The 15951-nt window shown below is 70.4% G+C and carries 16 protein-coding genes; 7 read left to right on the top strand and 9 right to left on the bottom strand.

Going from position 1 to position 15951, the window contains the following annotated elements:
- The first annotated feature begins 104 nt into the window (after positions 1-104).
- Positions 105-317, top strand: coding sequence for a sigma-like protein (locus ACFYXH_RS09640; RefSeq protein WP_389561533.1), 213 nt, complete (start codon positions 105-107; stop codon positions 315-317).
- Positions 318-423: 106 nt separating this feature from the next.
- Here ACFYXH_RS09640 and ACFYXH_RS09635 read toward each other — a convergent pair whose 3' ends face one another.
- Positions 424-1986 (bottom strand): FadD3 family acyl-CoA ligase, encoded by a 1563-nt coding sequence (locus ACFYXH_RS09635; protein WP_389561532.1) that lies wholly within the window; start codon positions 1984-1986, stop codon positions 424-426.
- A gap of 96 nt (positions 1987-2082) precedes the next feature.
- Here ACFYXH_RS09635 and ACFYXH_RS09630 point away from each other — a divergent pair, with 96 nt between their 5' ends.
- The 3 genes from ACFYXH_RS09630 to ACFYXH_RS09620 are packed head-to-tail and all read left to right on the top strand — an operon-like array spanning position 2083 to position 4446.
- A complete protein-coding gene (locus ACFYXH_RS09630; protein ID WP_389561531.1) occupies positions 2083-3231 on the top strand; it encodes a lipid-transfer protein in 1149 nt (382 codons plus the stop codon).
- A gap of 1 nt (position 3232) precedes the next feature.
- Entirely contained in the window at positions 3233-3673 is a 441-nt protein-coding gene (locus tag ACFYXH_RS09625) for an OB-fold domain-containing protein (RefSeq protein ID WP_362681499.1), read from the top strand.
- Positions 3670-4446: an enoyl-CoA hydratase/isomerase family protein gene (locus tag ACFYXH_RS09620; protein WP_389561530.1), complete on the top strand. Its 777-nt coding sequence runs from the start codon at positions 3670-3672 to the stop codon at positions 4444-4446. Before ACFYXH_RS09625 ends, ACFYXH_RS09620 begins: the two co-directional genes overlap by 4 nt.
- 84 nt (positions 4447-4530) lie before the next feature.
- On the opposite strand, the gene ACFYXH_RS09615 is transcribed toward ACFYXH_RS09620, so the two are convergent.
- The 5 genes from ACFYXH_RS09615 to ACFYXH_RS09595 form a co-directional block, all read right to left on the bottom strand.
- Positions 4531-5028 carry a hypothetical protein gene (locus ACFYXH_RS09615; RefSeq protein ID WP_389561529.1) on the bottom strand — a complete coding sequence of 166 codons (498 nt, stop codon included), beginning with the start codon at positions 5026-5028 and terminating at the stop codon, positions 4531-4533.
- Between the two features lie 144 nt (positions 5029-5172).
- Positions 5173-5733, bottom strand: coding sequence for a hypothetical protein (locus ACFYXH_RS09610; protein ID WP_389561528.1), 561 nt, complete (start codon positions 5731-5733; stop codon positions 5173-5175).
- A gap of 308 nt (positions 5734-6041) precedes the next feature.
- Entirely contained in the window at positions 6042-8501 is a 2460-nt protein-coding gene (locus tag ACFYXH_RS09605; RefSeq protein ID WP_389561527.1) for a PQQ-binding-like beta-propeller repeat protein, read from the bottom strand.
- Positions 8502-8692: 191 nt separating this feature from the next.
- Entirely contained in the window at positions 8693-9007 is a 315-nt protein-coding gene (locus tag ACFYXH_RS09600; RefSeq protein ID WP_389561526.1) for a hypothetical protein, read from the bottom strand.
- Positions 9008-9100: 93 nt separating this feature from the next.
- The gene (locus ACFYXH_RS09595; RefSeq protein ID WP_389561525.1) at positions 9101-9886 is read right to left on the bottom strand and encodes a VOC family protein; all 786 of its coding nucleotides are present in this window, start codon (positions 9884-9886) and stop codon (positions 9101-9103) included.
- Positions 9887-10154: 268 nt separating this feature from the next.
- Between ACFYXH_RS09595 and ACFYXH_RS09590 the strand changes: the two genes are divergently transcribed.
- Positions 10155-10802 carry a TetR family transcriptional regulator gene (locus tag ACFYXH_RS09590; RefSeq protein ID WP_327324309.1) on the top strand — a complete coding sequence of 216 codons (648 nt, stop codon included), beginning with the start codon at positions 10155-10157 and terminating at the stop codon, positions 10800-10802.
- A gap of 114 nt (positions 10803-10916) precedes the next feature.
- On the opposite strand, the gene ACFYXH_RS09585 is transcribed toward ACFYXH_RS09590, so the two are convergent.
- Together ACFYXH_RS09585 and ACFYXH_RS09580 are read right to left on the bottom strand one after the other, a co-directional pair.
- On the bottom strand, positions 10917-11399 hold the full coding sequence (locus ACFYXH_RS09585) for a nitroreductase family deazaflavin-dependent oxidoreductase (protein WP_389561524.1): 483 nt from the start codon (positions 11397-11399) through the stop codon (positions 10917-10919).
- On the bottom strand, positions 11399-12688 hold the full coding sequence (locus ACFYXH_RS09580) for an acyl-CoA dehydrogenase family protein (RefSeq protein ID WP_389561523.1): 1290 nt from the start codon (positions 12686-12688) through the stop codon (positions 11399-11401). The genes ACFYXH_RS09585 and ACFYXH_RS09580 overlap by 1 nt, the downstream gene beginning before the upstream one ends.
- A gap of 114 nt (positions 12689-12802) precedes the next feature.
- On the opposite strand from ACFYXH_RS09580, the gene ACFYXH_RS09575 reads away from it, so the two are divergent.
- Both ACFYXH_RS09575 and ACFYXH_RS09570 read left to right on the top strand, forming a co-directional pair.
- Entirely contained in the window at positions 12803-13981 is a 1179-nt protein-coding gene (locus ACFYXH_RS09575) for an acetyl-CoA acetyltransferase (protein ID WP_389561522.1), read from the top strand.
- Between the two features lie 106 nt (positions 13982-14087).
- Positions 14088-15341 carry an FAD-dependent monooxygenase gene (locus ACFYXH_RS09570; RefSeq protein ID WP_389561521.1) on the top strand — a complete coding sequence of 418 codons (1254 nt, stop codon included), beginning with the start codon at positions 14088-14090 and terminating at the stop codon, positions 15339-15341.
- A 9-nt stretch (positions 15342-15350) separates the two neighbouring features.
- Here the strand turns inward: ACFYXH_RS09570 and ACFYXH_RS09565 are convergent, their stop codons facing one another.
- Positions 15351-15929 (bottom strand): TetR/AcrR family transcriptional regulator, encoded by a 579-nt coding sequence (locus tag ACFYXH_RS09565; protein WP_389561520.1) that lies wholly within the window; start codon positions 15927-15929, stop codon positions 15351-15353.
- Positions 15930-15951 lie beyond the last annotated feature (22 nt).

The raw sequence follows: 15951 nt of genomic DNA, 5'->3' as shown, positions 1-15951 counted from the left end.
GGGGCGAGCGGTCCCCCTGGCCTTCTGTCCGGCGACCCTCGGGGGAGTCTCCGGGCAGAAGGCCACCTTCGGTAATGTCGGGCAATCCCTTGGGGGACGGAAAGATGAGCAATACCGAGAAGAAGCCGGAAGAGATCACCACGCTGGGCGACAACCACACGCCCGCGCCGCCGATTGACGGACTCCTGACAGGGGGCCCCGTCACCGAAGCGCCCATCACCACTCAGGACAACCACACGCCCACGCCGCCGAAGCTGCTCGACGGTGGGGCCACCACCCAGGGTGACAACCACACACCCCTCCCGCCCAAGGGCTGACCCGAACTTCACTGGACGGGGTGCGGCCGCGGCGGCGCGGAGGGGGAGCCGCCGCGGCCGCGGCATGTCCGGTGCCCGGCCGCCGAGGTGCTCGCCGGCCGGACGGTCAGACGCGCTCGCGCGACCGCAGTTCCGTCTTCAGCACCTTCCCGCTCGCGTTCCTGGGCAGCTCGCTCACGAACTCGACCTCCCTCGGAACCTTGTAGTTCGCCATCTCCCGTCGCGACCAGGCGATGAGATCGTCCGCCGTCAGCGTCGAGTCCCTGCGCCGTACCGCGTACGCCTTGCCCACCTCGCCCAGCCGCGGGTCAGGTACGCCGATCACCGCGACATCCGCGATATCCGGGTGCAGGCCGAGTAGTTGCTCGATCTCCGCCGGATACGCGTTGAAGCCGCCGACGATGAACATGTCCTTGATCCGGTCGGTGATACGGAGATTGCCCGCATCGTCCAGGACGCCGACGTCGCCCGTGCGCAGCCAGCCGTCCTCGGCGATCGCCTTCGCCGTCTCCTCCGGGTCCTCGAAGTAGCCCTGCATCACATGGTGTCCACGCACCAGCACCTCGCCCGGTTCACCCGAACCGGCCAGCACGCGGACCTCTGTGCCGGGGATCGCGCGGCCCGAGGTGGACGCGATCGTCTCCGGGGCGTCGCCGCGGCGGCACATGGTGACGATGCCGCTCGCCTCGGAGAGGCCGTACGCCGTGAGGACCGTGGCGATCCGCAGCTCACTGCGCAGCCGCTCGACCAGCTGGAGCGGCACGACCGCCGCGCCGGTGACGACGAGCCGCAGCGCGCTGAGGTCGTGCTGGTCGCGGGCCGGGTGGTCGAGCAGGGACTGGTGGAGGGTCGGGGGGCCGGGCAGTACCGAGATGCGTTCGGAGGCGATATTGGCCAGGACCGTGTCCACGTTGAAGACCGGCTGCGGGACCATCGTCGCGCCCCGCGTCAGGCAGGCGATGATGCCCGCTTTGTAGCCGAAGGTATGGAAGAACGGGTTCACGATCAGATAGCGGTCGCCTTCGCGCAGCCCGGCGAGATCGCTCCAGATGTCGTAGCAGCGCAGCGTCTGCGCATGAGTGATGACGGCGCCCTTGGGCCGGCCCGTGGTACCCGAGGTGAAGATGATGTCGGAAGGCGCGGACGAGTCGATCGCGTCGGCGCGGGCACGGACGTCCGCGGCGGGGATGGCGTCGCCGCCCGCCAGGAAGTCCTTCCAGTCACGGAAGTCCTCGGGTGCGCTGTCCGCCAGCACCACCACCTGCTCCAGATGTGGCAGGTCCACCTCCGCGCGGCGCAGGGACGCGACGTACGAGGTGCCCAGGAATGTGCCCGTGATGAAGAGGAGTTTGGCGCGGCTGCGCTGGAGGACGTACGCCGCCTCGCCGCCCTTGAAGCGGGTGTTGAGCGGCACCAGCACCGCACCGGCCGTCACCGCGCCGAGTGCCGAGACGATCCAGTCGAGGGTGTTGGGCGCCCAGACCGCGACCCGGTCGCCCGGCTCGACGCCGGACGCCATGCAGGCGGCGGCGGCACGCTCGACGCGCTCGCCCAGTTCGGCGTACGAGACCCTGACGCGGCCCTCGACGACGGCCTCCCGCTCCCCGTACCGTTCGGCAGCGCTCCGTACCAGCCTCGGGATGCTGCCCCACTCCAGGTCGCCGCGCATCGCAAGCCCTCCCACCGCAAGTAGCTGACTATCCGTCAGATTAGCTGTAGCCTGACGCGCTGTCAGCAGTGAGGACGATCGCGGAGGTGGCGCACCGTGGCGACGCTCAAGGACGCAGCGGCGATAGTCGGCATAGGGCAGACGCCCTTCGCCAGGCAACTCCCCGAATCCGAGAAGACCCTGGCCTGCCGCGCCGTCCTCGCTGCGCTCGACGACGCCGGTATCGACCCTTCCGAGGTCGACGGCTTCGCCTCGTACACGATGGAGGAGACGGACGAGGTCGAGGTCGCCAAGGCCATCGGCGCCGGGGACGTGACCTTCTTCTCCAAGGCCGGTTACGGCGGTGGTGGTTCCTGCGCCACCATCGCCCATCTCGCGGGCGCGATCGCCACCGGTCAGGCGAGCGTCGGCATCGCCTGGCGCTCCCGCAAACGCGGCAGCGGCCCAAGGCCCTGGAAGAACACGGCGGTTCAACTCCCCACGCCCGCCCAGTGGACCCGTCCCTTCGGTCTGCTGCGGCCCGCCGACGAGATCGGCATGCTGGCGCGGAGATACATGCACGAGTACGGCGCCACCCGCGACCATCTCTTCAATGTCGCCCTCGCCTGCCGCAACCGCGCCAACCAGAACCCCGCCGCCGTCATGTACGAGCGGCCGCTGACCCGCGAGATGTATATGACCGCCCGCTGGATCAGCGAGCCGCTCTGCCTCTTCGACAACTGCCTGGAGACGGACGGCGCCCTGGCCTGCGTGATCGTCTCGGCCGAACGGGCCCGCGACTGCCGGCAGAAGCCGGTGTACATCCACTCCGCCGCCCAGGGCCTGCCCGCGCAGCACCACGGGATGGTCAACTACTGGAACGACGACCCGCTCACCGGACCCGCCTGGACGGCCGCCAGGCAGCTGTGGAAGACCGCCGACTTCGGTCCGCAGGATGTCGATGTGGCGCAGATCTACGACGCGTTCACCCCGCTCGTCCCGCTCTCGCTGGAGGGCTACGGCTTCTGCGGACGAGGGGAGGGCGCGGCCTTCACCGAAGGCGGTGCGCTGGAGATCGGCGGCCGGCTGCCGGTCAACACCGGCGGCGGAGGTCTGAGCGAGGCGTACGTCCACGGCTTCAACCTCATCACCGAGGGCGTGAAGCAGCTGCGCGGCACCAGCACGGCGCAGGTCCCGGACGCCGCGACCTGCCTGGTCACGGCGGGCGAAGGGGTGCCCACTTCGGCCGTACTGCTGAGGAGTTGAGATGGACTCGCTACTGATGCCGGTCGTCGACGACGACGGCGCGCCCTTCTGGGAGTACGCCGCGCAGGGCGAACTCCGCGTGCAGGCCTGCGCCGACCCGGACTGCGCCGAACTGCGCTTCCCACCACGGCCCTGCTGCCCGCACTGCCGGTCCTTCGACAGTGAGTGGCGCAGGATGAGCGGGCGCGGCCGCATCTGGTCCTACGTACTCCCCCATCCGCCGTTGCTGCCCGCGTACGCCGCCCAGGCGCCGTACAACGCGGTCGTCGTCGAGCTCCTGGACGCGCCCCGCATCCGCCTGGTCGGCAATGTGGTCGCGGCGCCGGACGCGCCGCTGAACTCGGTCGATCCGGCGCGTCTGCGCATCGGGACCGGAGTGAGGGTGGCGTTCACCGAGCTGGACGGGGTCACCGTGCCACGCTGGCTGCTGGAGCGGGCATGAGCCTGGGCATCGACACGTACAAGGAGACGGGTGTCGCGCTGGTCACGCTGGACCGGGCCGAGCGGCACAACGCGATCGATCTGGCGACGGCCGGTGAACTGGCCGCCGCCTGGCGTCAGTTCCGCTTCGACGACTCCGTACGGGCGGTGGTGGTGACCGGAGCGGGCACCAAGGCGTTCTGCACCGGCATCGACCGCTCGGTGCGGGTGCCGCAGCCCTCGTCCCCGTACACGATCGACGATCCGCTGATCGCGATCGGGCCGAAGGCGAACGAGCTGTGGAAACCGGTGATCGCGGCCGTGGAGGGGATGGCCTGCGGCGGGGCGTTCTATCTGCTCGGGGAGAGCGAGTTCCTGGTGGCCTCGCGGGAGGCGACGTTCTTCGATCCGCATACGACGTACGGCATGGTCAGCGCGTACGAGGCGATCTCCATGGCGCAGCGGATGCCGTTCGGCGAAGTGGCGCGGATGGCGCTGATGGGGACGGCGGAGCGGATCTCGGCGCAGCGGGCCTACGAGACGGGTCTGGTCTCGGAGCTGACGGAGCCGGGCGAGGCGGTGGCGGCCGCGCTGCGGGCCGCCGCGGTGGTGGCGTCGTACCCGACCGAGGCGGTGCAGGGGACCGTACGGGCGGTGTGGTCCGCGAGGGAGGCGGCCAGGTCGCAGGCGCTCGCCCATGCCCCGCACCTGATCACGCTCGGGAATCTGCCGGCGGAGCGGCAGGCGGAACTCTTCGAGGGCGGGCGGGGCCGGGGGAGCTACACGTTGCGGTAGCCGCATCCCAGCCCCGTCGGCGAACATCCCCAGCCCCTCCGGCGATTGAGGAGCGGGGCTCGGGTCGGAGCCCCAACAGGGCGGTCAGCTCGCCGTACGGCTCGCGCTGATGACTTCGCACTTCTTGTACTCGGAGCCGTCACCGGAACCGGTGTACGGGGTGCTCGCGTTGCCGGGCGCAGAGGCACCGGGCTGCACCTGGAGGTCCTCGACCTTGGCGATGGCGAGGTTGACCTTCGTGTCGCCGAGGTTGCCCTTGAACTGCAGGCTCACGTCGTACTTGTACGCCAGCGAGTCACTGTTGGTGACGGTGATCTTCGCGGTGAGGTTCTTGCCGGAGGCGTCGAGGCCGCACTCGTCGATCTTGACGTCACGCTCGGCCTTGTGGGCGCTGGAGCCGCCGGTCACAGAGCCGGTGGAACCACTCGAGGTGCTGCTGTCGTTGTGGTTGCTGCCACCGCTGCTACTGCTGCTTCCATGGCTGCTGCCGCCGCAGCTGCCGCCGTGGGAGCCGCGGGCTCCGGTCAGCGCGACGACTGCGATACCGAATACGGCAATGGCGCGGACATGACGGATCTTCACGTTTCAACCCCCGTTGAAAGTCGTGTCGGTGAGTGGGGCTCGATTGACGAGCGCACGTCACCCTAGCAGCGGTTGATCGCCGCGCCGTCCACAAAACCACCCACGCGCCCGCCCCGCAGCGGCCCCCGCAGCGGCCTCCCGCGCTCAGTCGTCGAGCAGCGCCTCGGCTTCGCATTTCTTCACCCGTGCCACCAACTTGGGGCTCCGCATGGCGACCTTGACGGTCCTGGTCTCACCGCCGTCCAGCGTGACCTCGGTGTTTCCGCGGTCGACGACCGCGCCCGCGGCGTCCACGAACACCACGTCGACCTCGTACCTGTGCGAGACCCCGCTGTCCGCAACCACCTTCACCGTGGCGGACGTTGTGGCCTTGCGCTTTCCACGGCCCTTCTTCACACAGGTGACGACAGTCGCCCTTGCGGTGGCAGTGGCGGTCGCCGTGGGCGTCGGATCCTCGGTGTACGAGTCCGACCCTGACGAGCCGGATGAACCGGACGACGAGCTGTAGTCGTCGTTGTCGTAGTCGCGGTAGCCGCCGTTCGACTTCTTGGAGCTGGAGCAGCCGCCTCCGCCACCACTGCTGCCGTGCGACCTGCTCTTGCCACCCCTGCCGCCCTTGCCGGTCGAGGCCGAACTCGAGAAACCGGTCAGCGCCAGCACCACCACGACCAGTACGGCCGCGAGCTTGAGACGTCGGCCCAGCATCGCTGTCCTCCCCCTGTGCTTCACAGCACTTATATGTACCTGACAATCGCGCGACACCGTAGCAGTCGCGAATCAGGGGTGGGTACTCGCGTGCGTGACGGCCGTCGTAGCAGTCACGGAAGGGGCTCCATACGGCGGCCGTCGCTCCGACGAGAGCGAGAATCAGCCGATGATGTTGCGGATCATCGCCGGCCCCCTTGGGGGGTGCCGCTCTCGATCACGACGCTACGCCCGGACGGTGCCGGTCGCCATCGGGGCACCCGCCGGACAGGCCGCGTTTCCGGCCGTCCGGCGATGGAGGACAAGCCCTAGCGTGCGCCGCCCGGACCGCCCCGGCCGGTGGCCGTGCCCTTGACCGCGTCCAGCGCGTACACGCAGCGGTCCTTGCTGCACGCGTACACCACACCGCCCTGCGCCACCGGGGAGCCCGTGATCTCGCCGCCCGTCGCAAGCTTCCAGCGGAGCTGGCCGCCGCTCGCGTCCAGGGTGTAGAGCACATGGTCCGCGGAGCCGAAGTGGACCCGGCCGTCGGCGACCACCGGGGCGCCGATGACCTCGCCACCCGCCGCGAAGCGCCACATGGGTGTGCCCGTCACCGCGTCCAGGGTGTAGAGCGCGCTGCCGCTGCCGACATGGATGTTGCCGTTCGCGACCAGCACCGGCTCGATGGACTGCCGCGATTCCGTGGCGATGCGCCAGCGGTCCTTGCCGGTCGTGGCGTCCAGGGCGTACACCGTGCCGAGGTAGTCGACGAGATAGACACCGCCGCCCGTCACCGCCGGGCCCGGCGCGAAGACCGGCGGCGAGAGGAAGACCGCGGGCGACTCGAAGTGCCAGCGCACCCGGCCGTTGGCGATGTCGATGGCGAGGACGCGGGTGCCGGCCGCGACATAGACATAACCGTCGGGCGCGGGCTGCACCCGTACCGGCACATTGCCGCAGGACGCCGCGTCACCGACGGGGTACGACCAGCGCTCGGCACCCGTACGGGCCTCCAGCGCACGCAGCCTCGCGTCCTTCCACACGTACACCGTGTCGTCGAAGATCGCGGGCCCGGCCTCGGGCGTCTCGAAGTCCGTCTGCGCCCCGGCCGTCTCCCAGAGCTTCTCACCGCTGGAGGCCTCCCAGGCCTGTACGCCGCCGCCGCGCGTCCCGGTGAGGACGGTGCCGCGGTCGGCCTTGAGGGAGTACACCCAGGCGTCGGTCTGGAGCCGCCACCGCTCCTGGCCGTTCGTCGCGTCGAGTGCGTACAGCGTCGGCCCGTCCGAGGCGTGGATACGGCCGCCGGCCACCGCCATCGCCCACGCCACGTCCCTGGTCTTGAACTGGCGCCGGCCGCTGCCCACGTCCAGGGCATGCACCTCGAAGGACGTCACATACAGCAGGTCACCGGCCACCACCGGCGTACCCCAGACGTCGTTCGACATCCGGAAACGCCACGGCCGCCAGTGTCCGGCCGCGCCGTCCGGCGGCGAAGCGGGCGGGGGCACCGGCGCCGCAACGGCGGGGGGTACGGCGGACGGTCCCGGAGACGGTACGGCGCTGGTCGCGGCCTCCGCGCCGTTCAGCCCGCCGGGCGGGCGGACCCAGCCGGTCGCGGGACCGGCCTCGACGACCCCGCCGCGGCCCGCGTCCGCGACCCGAGGTCCTGGACCGATCGGCACCTTGGAGCCGGGCAGCCGGACCGGCCCTGCCGGGGCGGGCGAGGCTGCGGCCTGGCCCGTACGCGGGTCGTTGCCGCCCCGCCAGGCGGAGTCCCAGTCCGCGCCCTGCCGGGAGGGCGGCGGCTGCTGCGGCTGCGGCGGCGCCTGAGGGCGCGGAGGCGTGGGCTCGGCGGGGCGCTGCGGGACCGGGGCCGGCGCCGGAGCCGGGGGGCGTCCGCCGCGGCGCTGCTCGATCATCGCGGTGGCCCGCGTCGGCAGCCAGGCGGACGCCGTACCGCTGTCGTCGCTGCCGGAGGAGAAGAGATGCGGAGCGAGCTGCGCCTGCAGATCCTCGGGCGTCGGCCGCAGCCCGGCCTCCATCTGCATACAGGAGTCGATGAGCGGCCGGAGCTCGTCCGGCAGCCCCTCCAGGTCCGGGCCCTCGCGCAGCAGCATGAACACGGTCTCGACGGGGTTCGCGCCGTGGAAGGGCGCGTGTCCGGTGGCCGCGAAGACCAGCGTGGAGCCGAGCGAGAAGACATCGCTCGCGCCGGTCACGCTGCGTGAGTCGCGCGCCTGCTCCGGCGACATGTACGCGGGTGTACCCACGGCGACGTTGGTCATCGTCAGCCGGGTGTTGGAGACGCCGGACGCGATGCCGAAGTCGATGACCCTCGGCCCGTCCTCCACGACCAGGACGTTCGACGGCTTGAGGTCGCGGTGGACGAGACCCGCGCCGTGGATGGACTGCAGCGCCTCCGCGACGCCGGCCGCCAGCCAGCGCACCGCCTGGGCCGGCATCGGCCCGCACTCATTCACTATTTCTTCGAGTGAGGGGGCAGGGACGTACGCGGTGGCCAGCCACGGCACGGCCGCCCGCGGATCGGCGTCCACCACGGCTGCGGTGTAGAAGCCGCTGACGGCGCGGGCGGCCTCCACCTCACGGGTGAAGCGGACGCGGAACAGCTGGTCCTCGGCAAGCTCGGTACGCACAGTCTTGATCGCCACCCGGCGGCCGGACGCCGACCGGGCGAGATAGACCAGTCCCATGCCGCCGGCACCGAGCCGGCCCAGCACCTCGAACGGACCGATCCGTCTCGGGTCATGCTGCGTCAGCTGCTCCATCACTTGCCTGCCACCTCCCCGTACGGGCCCCAGAAGAAATGGGGCCCGTCACAGCCCCGTGCAGCGTCTCACCGCCGAGACCCTCAGCGGTTGCACACCCTGATTCTTCCTGTCGGAGGCGACGGTTGCGAACCCGGGGGCGGATCGGGGTGTCTCACCCGGTTTCGGGCACGGTTCGGGGGGCGGAATGGTTAGCTATGCGCCTCCAGACGGCCGCTTGCACGCAGGGAGCCGCCGCAGGAGATCGAGTCGCTGCCGTCCCCGGTGCGCCAGGCCCCGTACAGGGTCTTGACGCGGGCCGGCCACTTCGGGTTGCTCACGTCGTCGCAGTCGACAACCAGTCGCCAGGTGTATGAGGAGCCGCTGTAGCAATTGGCGGAGGCGGTGTCACCGCTGCCGGCGAGGTTGCAGGGCAGCCGGGCGGCGGAGGCGGGGGTCGCCGTGAACAGTCCGGCGGCGACGGCAGCGCCGGCGGCGAGTGCCAGGGCGGTCTTGGTACGCAGCACGAGAGGGTCCTTTCGCGGTGGGGGAAGGACCACCACTATGGATCAACGCACTGCTCCAGGTCTAGACCATTCGCCGCCCCAACTCCCGCTCTTTCAGGCCGCCTTGGACTCTTCCTCGGGTTCGGCGAGTACGGCGAAGGAAGCGCCCTGATTGTCGGCGAGCACCGCGATACGGCCGTACGGGATGTCGAAGGGCGGTGCCTGGACCCGGCCGCCGAGGCGGGTGACCGCCGCGGCCGCCTCGTCGCAGTCCTCGACGCAGAAGTAGATGAGGAAGTGGCCGGGCATCTCGGCCGGGAAGGCGTCGGTGAGCACGCTGCGGCCACCGATGGCGGTGTCCTCCCCGGGCTCCGTACCGGCGGGCGACCACGCCCGGAAGTCGATGGGCGCGTCCGGCAGATCCGTTCCCTGAAAGCCGAAGACCGACTCGTAGAAGGGGTCGACGCTCTCCTTGTCGCGCGTGTACACCTCGGTCCAGCAGAACGAGCCGGGCTTGCCCTGCTTCTCGAAGCCGGGCCTGTCGCCGGCCTGCCAGAGCCCGAAGACCGCGCCGCCGGGGTCCGCGGCCTCCACGATCGTGCCGGCGGTGCCGACCGGCTGCGGATAGGTGATCACCTGGCCGCCTGCCTCCGCGATCTTCCTGCCGAGGGCGGCGGCGTCGTGAGTGGCGAAGTAGACGCCCCAGACGGTGGGCATCCGGCCGTCCCGCTTGGGCGCGAGGCCGGCGACGAGCTTTCCGTCGCTGAAGGCGTTGACATACCCGCCGCCCCCCTCGTCGAATGTCCAGCCGAACAGCTCGCCGTAGAAGCGCTTGCCCGCCTCGACATCGGGGAGCGCTGCGTCCACCCAGCAGGGCGTGCCCTCCGTGAATGCGGCCATGGACCCGATTCCTTCCCTTGTAACGGGATGTGGTGCCCGTCACACTCAAGCTAATGGCGCATTACGCACGCCGCAGGGAATCAAATCGAACAAATTGCTCAATTGTCAGGATCCGGGGCCCGGGGTCCACGATCCGGGGCCGGGGCCGGGGTCTCGTTTCGTTGAGTTATGCACAGAAGTTTTCCACAGGCTGTTGATAAGACTATTGAGGCACCCCATTTGCACTCGGCCGAATCGCGCGCCGATCACCCCTCGGTAAGCTGACGGCATGACAGGACAAGTACGCACCGTCGACGGCCGAGTGGCTGGACGACGCGGCCAGGCGACGCGGCAGAAGCTGCTCGACTGCCTCAGCGAGATGCTCAGCTCCTCGCCGTACCGGGACGTCAAAGTCATCGACGTGGCCCGGAAGGCGGGCACTTCACCCGCGACCTTCTACCAGTACTTCCCGGACGTCGAGGGCGCGGTCCTCGAGATCGCCGAGGAAATGGCCAAGGAGGGCGCGGGGTTGACCGAACTGGTCGCCGGCCGCTCCTGGGTCGGCAAGGCGGCCTGGCAGACCTCGGAGGAGCTGGTGGAGGGCTTCCTCGACTTCTGGCGCCGCCATGACGCGATCCTGCGGGTGGTCGACCTCGGCGCGGCGGAGGGCGACAAGCGGTTCTACAAGATCCGCATGAAGATCCTGAACTCCGTCACCAACTCCCTTACGGACGCGGTGAAGGAACTCCAGACAAAGGGCAAGGTCGACAAGGACGTCAGCCCGGCGGCGATCGCGGGCTCGCTCGTGGCGATGCTGGCGGCGGTGGCGTCGCATCAGAAGGGGTTCACGGCCTGGGGTGTGAAACAGGCGGAACTGAAGCCCAATCTGGGGCTGTTGGTGCATTTGGGCATCACAGGCAGGAAGCCGACGAAGTAGGCGCGGCAGCGTCGCGTCACCCCAGGTCCTGTCACGCCGACGCGGCGCCCGCACCGGCCGAACACCCTACGAACGCCTCCGACAGAGGCCGGAACCCACGGTCACAGGCCTCCGTCAGCTGCCCACCTGGCGGCGCGACAGGCGGAAGACGCGGATCTCTCTCTTCACCCGGGACTGGTACGTCGCGTACGGCGGCCAGAACCTCAGCGCCGCCCGCCACGCCCTCTCCCTCTCCTCACCCTCCAGCAGGCGTGCCCGCACCAGGACGTCCTTGCCCCTCCAACTCACCTCCGCCTCCGGGTGTTCGATCAGGTTCGCGGTCCACGCCGGATGGCCCTCGCGGCCGAAGTTGGAGCCGATCAGGATCCAGTCGCCCGACTCCTCCGGCATGCACGCCAGCGGGGTGACTCTGGGCAGGCCGCTCTTCGCGCCGCGGGCCGTGAGGACGACTCCCGGCAGCATCTGCGCGCTCAGCAGCACCTTGCCCCGCGTCAGCCGGTGGACGGCACGGTCCAGCGCCGGAATGAAGTGAGGCGCGATCCTCGCGAAGGCGCGGGTCGACGAGACCTTCTGGACCAGGCGCACACCGAGCGCCATCAGACCGCCACCGCCTCGGGCCCCGGCGCCGCCGCGGAACCCGACCCAGACTCGGCCCCCGGCGCCGTTCCCAACCCCGCCCCCGACGCGGCTTCCGACGGCGCTCCCGGCGCCGCTCCCGACGGCGGGACGAAGAGTCCGGCCCGTTCGGCCGCACGGGTGCGCAGCCTGTGCACCGGGCCGAAGAGCAGCTCGTCCGCCGCCGCCCGTTTGAAGTACAGATGCGCCTCGTGTTCCCAGGTGAAGCCGATGCCGCCGTGCAGCTGGACCGCCTCGCCCGCGACCACCCGCAGCGTTTCCAGGCCCTGCGCCAGCGCCAGGCCCCCCTCCCTCGGGTCCCAGGCCGCGTAGTACGCCGCCGAGCGGGCCGCCTGGACCCGCACGTACAGATCGGCCAGCCGGTGCTTGACCGCCTGGAAGGAGCCGATCGCTCGGCCGAACTGCTCGCGCGCCCGGACGTACTCCAGCGTGCGGTCCAGCGCACACGACGCCGCGCCGACCGCCTCCGCCGCAAGCAGCGTCGCCGCCCGGACCCCGGTCGCCACCAGCGCCCCCGGCACATCCGCCGCGTCGTCCGCGCCCAGCAACTCCGCCGCGCAGTCCCGCAGTTCCACCCGGGCCTGCGGCCGTGTCTCGTCCAGCGCGGTCTGCCGGGTCCGCGAAAGCCCCGCCGCATCCGCCCGGACCAGGAAGAGGAGCGTTCGGCTACGGGCGAAGCCGCCCGTATGGGCCGCGACGAGCAGCAGCCCCGCGCTGTGGCCGTCGAGGACCTGACAGGCCTCCCCGTACAGCAGTCGGCCGCCGCCATCACCCGGCCGCGCCTGGACGCCGCCGGCCCGGCCGCCGCCCGCCCACTCCCCCGACGCGTTGTCGCCGCTCAGTCCGAGCGCCGCCGCGAGGCTGCCGCCCGGTACGGCGAGTGCGCAGGTCAGCGAGCCGTCCGCGATGCGCGGGAGCAGCTCGTCGCGCTGCGCGGGCGTGCCGAGCGCGGCGATCAGCGGCGCCGCCAGCCCCGCCGTGGCGAGCAATGGCGAGGGCAGCAGCGCCCGCCCGGTCTCCTCACAGGCGAGTGCGAGCTCCGTGAGACCGCAGCCCACGCCGCCGTACGACTCCGGCAGCGCCAGCCCCGGCAGGCCCAGCTGCGCGGACAGCTGCGTCCACAGCTCCGCGTCGTATCCGGTGGCCGTGCGGACGGCGGCCTTGACCTCGTCCGGGCCCGACCGTTTGGTCAGCAGCTCGCGCAGGGTGCGGCGGATCTCGTCCTGCTCCGCGGTGAAGGCGCTGTCCATGGGATCCCCTCCGTATCTGACGGGCCGTCATGTTAGAGCGGACGGATCCAGATGCACAGGGGCGTGCGCCCATCGGGGGATACGTCTCCCGATATCTGATGTACCGTCAGATTCATGCCTTCAACTCCGCGCATCCCGCGCAAGGTCGCCATCGTCGGCATATCCCTCTCGGACTGCGGACGCGTCGACGGCCCCACGCCGTACGCCCTGCATGCCCAGGCCGCCCGCCGCGCACTCGCCGACTCCGGCCTCGATCGCTCCGTCATCGACGGCTTCGGCTCGGCCAGCCTCGGCACTCTCGCCCCGGTCGAGGTCGCCGAGTATCTGGGCCTGCGGCCGAGGTGGGTGGATTCGACCGCCGTGGGCGGGGCCACCTGGGAGGTCATGGCGGCTCACGCCGCCGACGCGATCGCGGCCGGTCACGCCAATGCCGTACTCCTCGTCTACGGATCGACCGCCCGCGCCGACATCAGGGCGGGGCGGCGCACCTCCAACCTCTCCTTCGGCGGCCGCGGACCGCTGCAGTTCGAGGTCCCTTACGGGCACACGCTCATCTCCAAGTACGCGATGGCCGCCCGCCGCCATATGCACGAGTACGGCACGACCCTGGAGCAGCTCGCGTCGGTGGCGGTCCAGGCGCGGGCGAACGCCGCCGCCAATCCGGACGCGATGTTCCGCGAGCCGATCACCGTCGACGAGGTGCTCGACGGGCCGTTGATCGCGGACCCGTTCACCAAACTGCACTGCTGCATCCGCAGCGACGGCGGCTGCGCGGTGCTGCTCGCGGCCGAGGAGTACGTACCGGACACCAGGAAGGACCCGGTGTGGATCCTCGGCACCGGGGAGTACGTCTCGCACACCACCATGTCGGAGTGGGAGGACTTCACCGTCTCCCCGGCGGCGGTCTCGGGCCGCCTCGCCTTCGAGCGCGCGGGCGTCTCCCCTGCCGACATGGATATCGCCGAGATCTATGACGCCTTCACCTATATGACTCTGGTGACCCTCGAAGACCTGGGTTTCTGCGCCAAGGGCGAGGGCGGCCCGTTCGTCGAGAAAGGGCGGCTGACGCGGGACGGCGAGCTGCCGGTCAACACCGACGGCGGCGGTCTCTCCGCCTGCCATCCGGGGATGCGCGGACTGTTCCTGCTGGTCGAGGCGGTGCGGCAGCTGCGCGGCGAGGCGGGCGGCCACCAGGTGCGCAAGGCGGTCGGCGGGCCGCCGCGGCTGGCGGTCGCCTCCGGTACGGGTGGCTGGTTCTGCTCCTCGGGGACGGTGGTGCTGGGCAGGGACTGAAGAATCTATACAGTCGTCATAGACAAGCGTATGGGACGCTCGTATAGTCGGGTCATCGGCAAGCGCGAACGCGCACCGCCGCCCACCACTCGACACGGGAGTCCCGATGACGAAGCGCCCCGCCACCAGCGGCAAGCTCGCCAACAAGACGGTTCTGATCTCCGGCGCCTCGATCGCGGGCCCGGCCCTCGCTCTCTGGCTGCACCGCTACGGATTCACGCCGACCGTCGTCGAGCGCGCACCGGAGCTCCGCCCCGGCGGCTACAAGGTCGACCTGCGCGGCGTCTCCATCGACGTCTGCGAGCGGATGGGCATCCTCGACGACGTACGCCGCGCCTCCACCGATATGCAGGGCGGCTCGTACGTCGACAACGCCGGCGCCACCATCGCCGAGATGCCGGCCGACTTCTTCGGCGGCCGGGTGGACGGCGACGACGAGGTCATGCGCGGCGACCTCGCGCAGATCCTCCACGAGCGCACCCGCAACGACATCGAGTACATCTTCGGCGACTCCATCGCCACGCTCACCGAGGACGCGGACGGCGTCGACGTCACCTTCGAGCAGGGCGAGCCGCGCCGCTTCGATCTGGTGGTGGGCGCGGACGGGCTGCACTCGCACACCCGCCGGCTGGTCTTCGGCGACGAAAAGCAGTTCAAGCGGCACCTGGGCGCGTACATCTCCATCTTCACCGCACCCAACGACCTGGACCTGGACCGCTGGGAGACGTACCACGCGCTGCCCAACAAGCTGGTGTGCGCCTACAGTTCGGGCGGCGAGAGCACCGCCAAGAACATGTTCGTCTTCGGCGCGCCGGAACTCTCCTACGACTACCGGGACATGGCGCAGCAGAAGAAGATTCTCGCCGACGTCTTCACGGGCGACGGCTGGGAAATCCCGAAGATGCTGGACAACGCCGCGGCCGCCGACGACTTCTACTTCGACTCCATCAGCCTGATCGAGATGGACAGTTGGTCGAAGGGGCGGGTCGTACTGCTGGGCGATGCGGCCCACTGCGCCTCCCCGGCCTCAGGTCAGGGCACCGGCCTCGCCCTGATCGGCGCGTACATCCTGGCGGGCGAACTGGCGGCGGCGAACGGCGACCACTCGGTGGCGTACGAGCGCTACGAGAGCCTGATGCGGCCGGGCGTCGAGGTGAACCAGAAGTTCGCGGAGGGCTTCGCCAAGGAGATGACGGTCTCCTCCAAGGGCAAGATCCGGCTGCGGATGGCGCTGGTGCGGATGCTGCCCTACATGCCCTGGAAGAACCTGATCGCGAAGAAGATCACCGAGGATGTGCAGAAGGCGGCCTTCGCCGTCCCGGTCAAGGACCACAAGGAGTACAGCGTGTACGAGGGCTGACCCAGACCACTACTCGTCAGGCGGGAGCAGCCGCTCGACCAGGGCCGTGATGAGATCGCCCGCCTGCTCCTTGGGGAAGACGTCGGGCAGCGTGAGGCGCTCCACCACCAGCCAGTTGGCCGCCAGATAGATCATCCTGACCGCGTCGGCGTCTCCGGGCAGACCGGAGGCCAGATGGTTGGCGACATTCGCCTCGACGTCCTCGCTGACGCGTGCGGTGAGCACGGCGCGCAGCTCGGGGCGGCGGGTGGCTTCCAGCCGCAGTTCGAGGAGAGCGAGGTAGCCCGTGCTGTACGCCGAGACGCGCTCCACCACTTCGCGCACCAGCTCCGCGGTCCGCGCGCGGGTGGCCGGGCCGGTGAACATGGCCTCCATCGTGGCGTCGTCCGGGCGCAGGCACTCGTAGATCCGCCCCCCGGCCTGGGTGAGCAGGTCGTCGCGGTTGGCGAAGTAGTTGGACGCGGTGCCCTTGGGGACGTCCGCCTCGGCGTCGACGGCCCGGAAGGTGAGGCCGCGGGCGCCCTCGCGGGCGAGCACTTCGATGGCCGCGTCCACCAGCGCCGCACGCCGGGCCAGGTTCTGCCTCATCTGCGTCCTCTCGATCACCCCC

It is taken from the genome of Streptomyces sp. NPDC002730 (genome assembly GCF_042888805.1).
Taxonomy (GTDB): domain Bacteria; phylum Actinomycetota; class Actinomycetes; order Streptomycetales; family Streptomycetaceae; genus Streptomyces.
Note: the sequence above shows the minus strand (reverse complement) of the source record. Positions and strands in the feature narration are given on the sequence as shown.

Coding starts and splice junctions, on each gene's coding strand:
- ACFYXH_RS09640 (WP_389561533.1), top strand. CDS start 105: ATGAGCAATACCGAGAAGAAGCCGGAAGAGATCACCACGCTGGGCGAC.
- ACFYXH_RS09620 (WP_389561530.1), top strand. CDS start 3,670: ATGAGCCTGGGCATCGACACGTACAAGGAGACGGGTGTCGCGCTGGTC.
- ACFYXH_RS09580 (WP_389561523.1), bottom strand. CDS start 12,688: ATGGACAGCGCCTTCACCGCGGAGCAGGACGAGATCCGCCGCACCCTG.
- ACFYXH_RS09575 (WP_389561522.1), top strand. CDS start 12,803: ATGCCTTCAACTCCGCGCATCCCGCGCAAGGTCGCCATCGTCGGCATA.
- ACFYXH_RS09605 (WP_389561527.1), bottom strand. CDS start 8,501: ATGGAGCAGCTGACGCAGCATGACCCGAGACGGATCGGTCCGTTCGAG.
- ACFYXH_RS09590 (WP_327324309.1), top strand. CDS start 10,155: ATGACAGGACAAGTACGCACCGTCGACGGCCGAGTGGCTGGACGACGC.
- ACFYXH_RS09595 (WP_389561525.1), bottom strand. CDS start 9,886: ATGGCCGCATTCACGGAGGGCACGCCCTGCTGGGTGGACGCAGCGCTC.
- ACFYXH_RS09570 (WP_389561521.1), top strand. CDS start 14,088: ATGACGAAGCGCCCCGCCACCAGCGGCAAGCTCGCCAACAAGACGGTT.
- ACFYXH_RS09585 (WP_389561524.1), bottom strand. CDS start 11,399: ATGGCGCTCGGTGTGCGCCTGGTCCAGAAGGTCTCGTCGACCCGCGCC.
- ACFYXH_RS09625 (WP_362681499.1), top strand. CDS start 3,233: ATGGACTCGCTACTGATGCCGGTCGTCGACGACGACGGCGCGCCCTTC.
- ACFYXH_RS09565 (WP_389561520.1), bottom strand. CDS start 15,929: ATGAGGCAGAACCTGGCCCGGCGTGCGGCGCTGGTGGACGCGGCCATC.
- ACFYXH_RS09635 (WP_389561532.1), bottom strand. CDS start 1,986: ATGCGCGGCGACCTGGAGTGGGGCAGCATCCCGAGGCTGGTACGGAGC.
- ACFYXH_RS09610 (WP_389561528.1), bottom strand. CDS start 5,733: ATGCTGGGCCGACGTCTCAAGCTCGCGGCCGTACTGGTCGTGGTGGTG.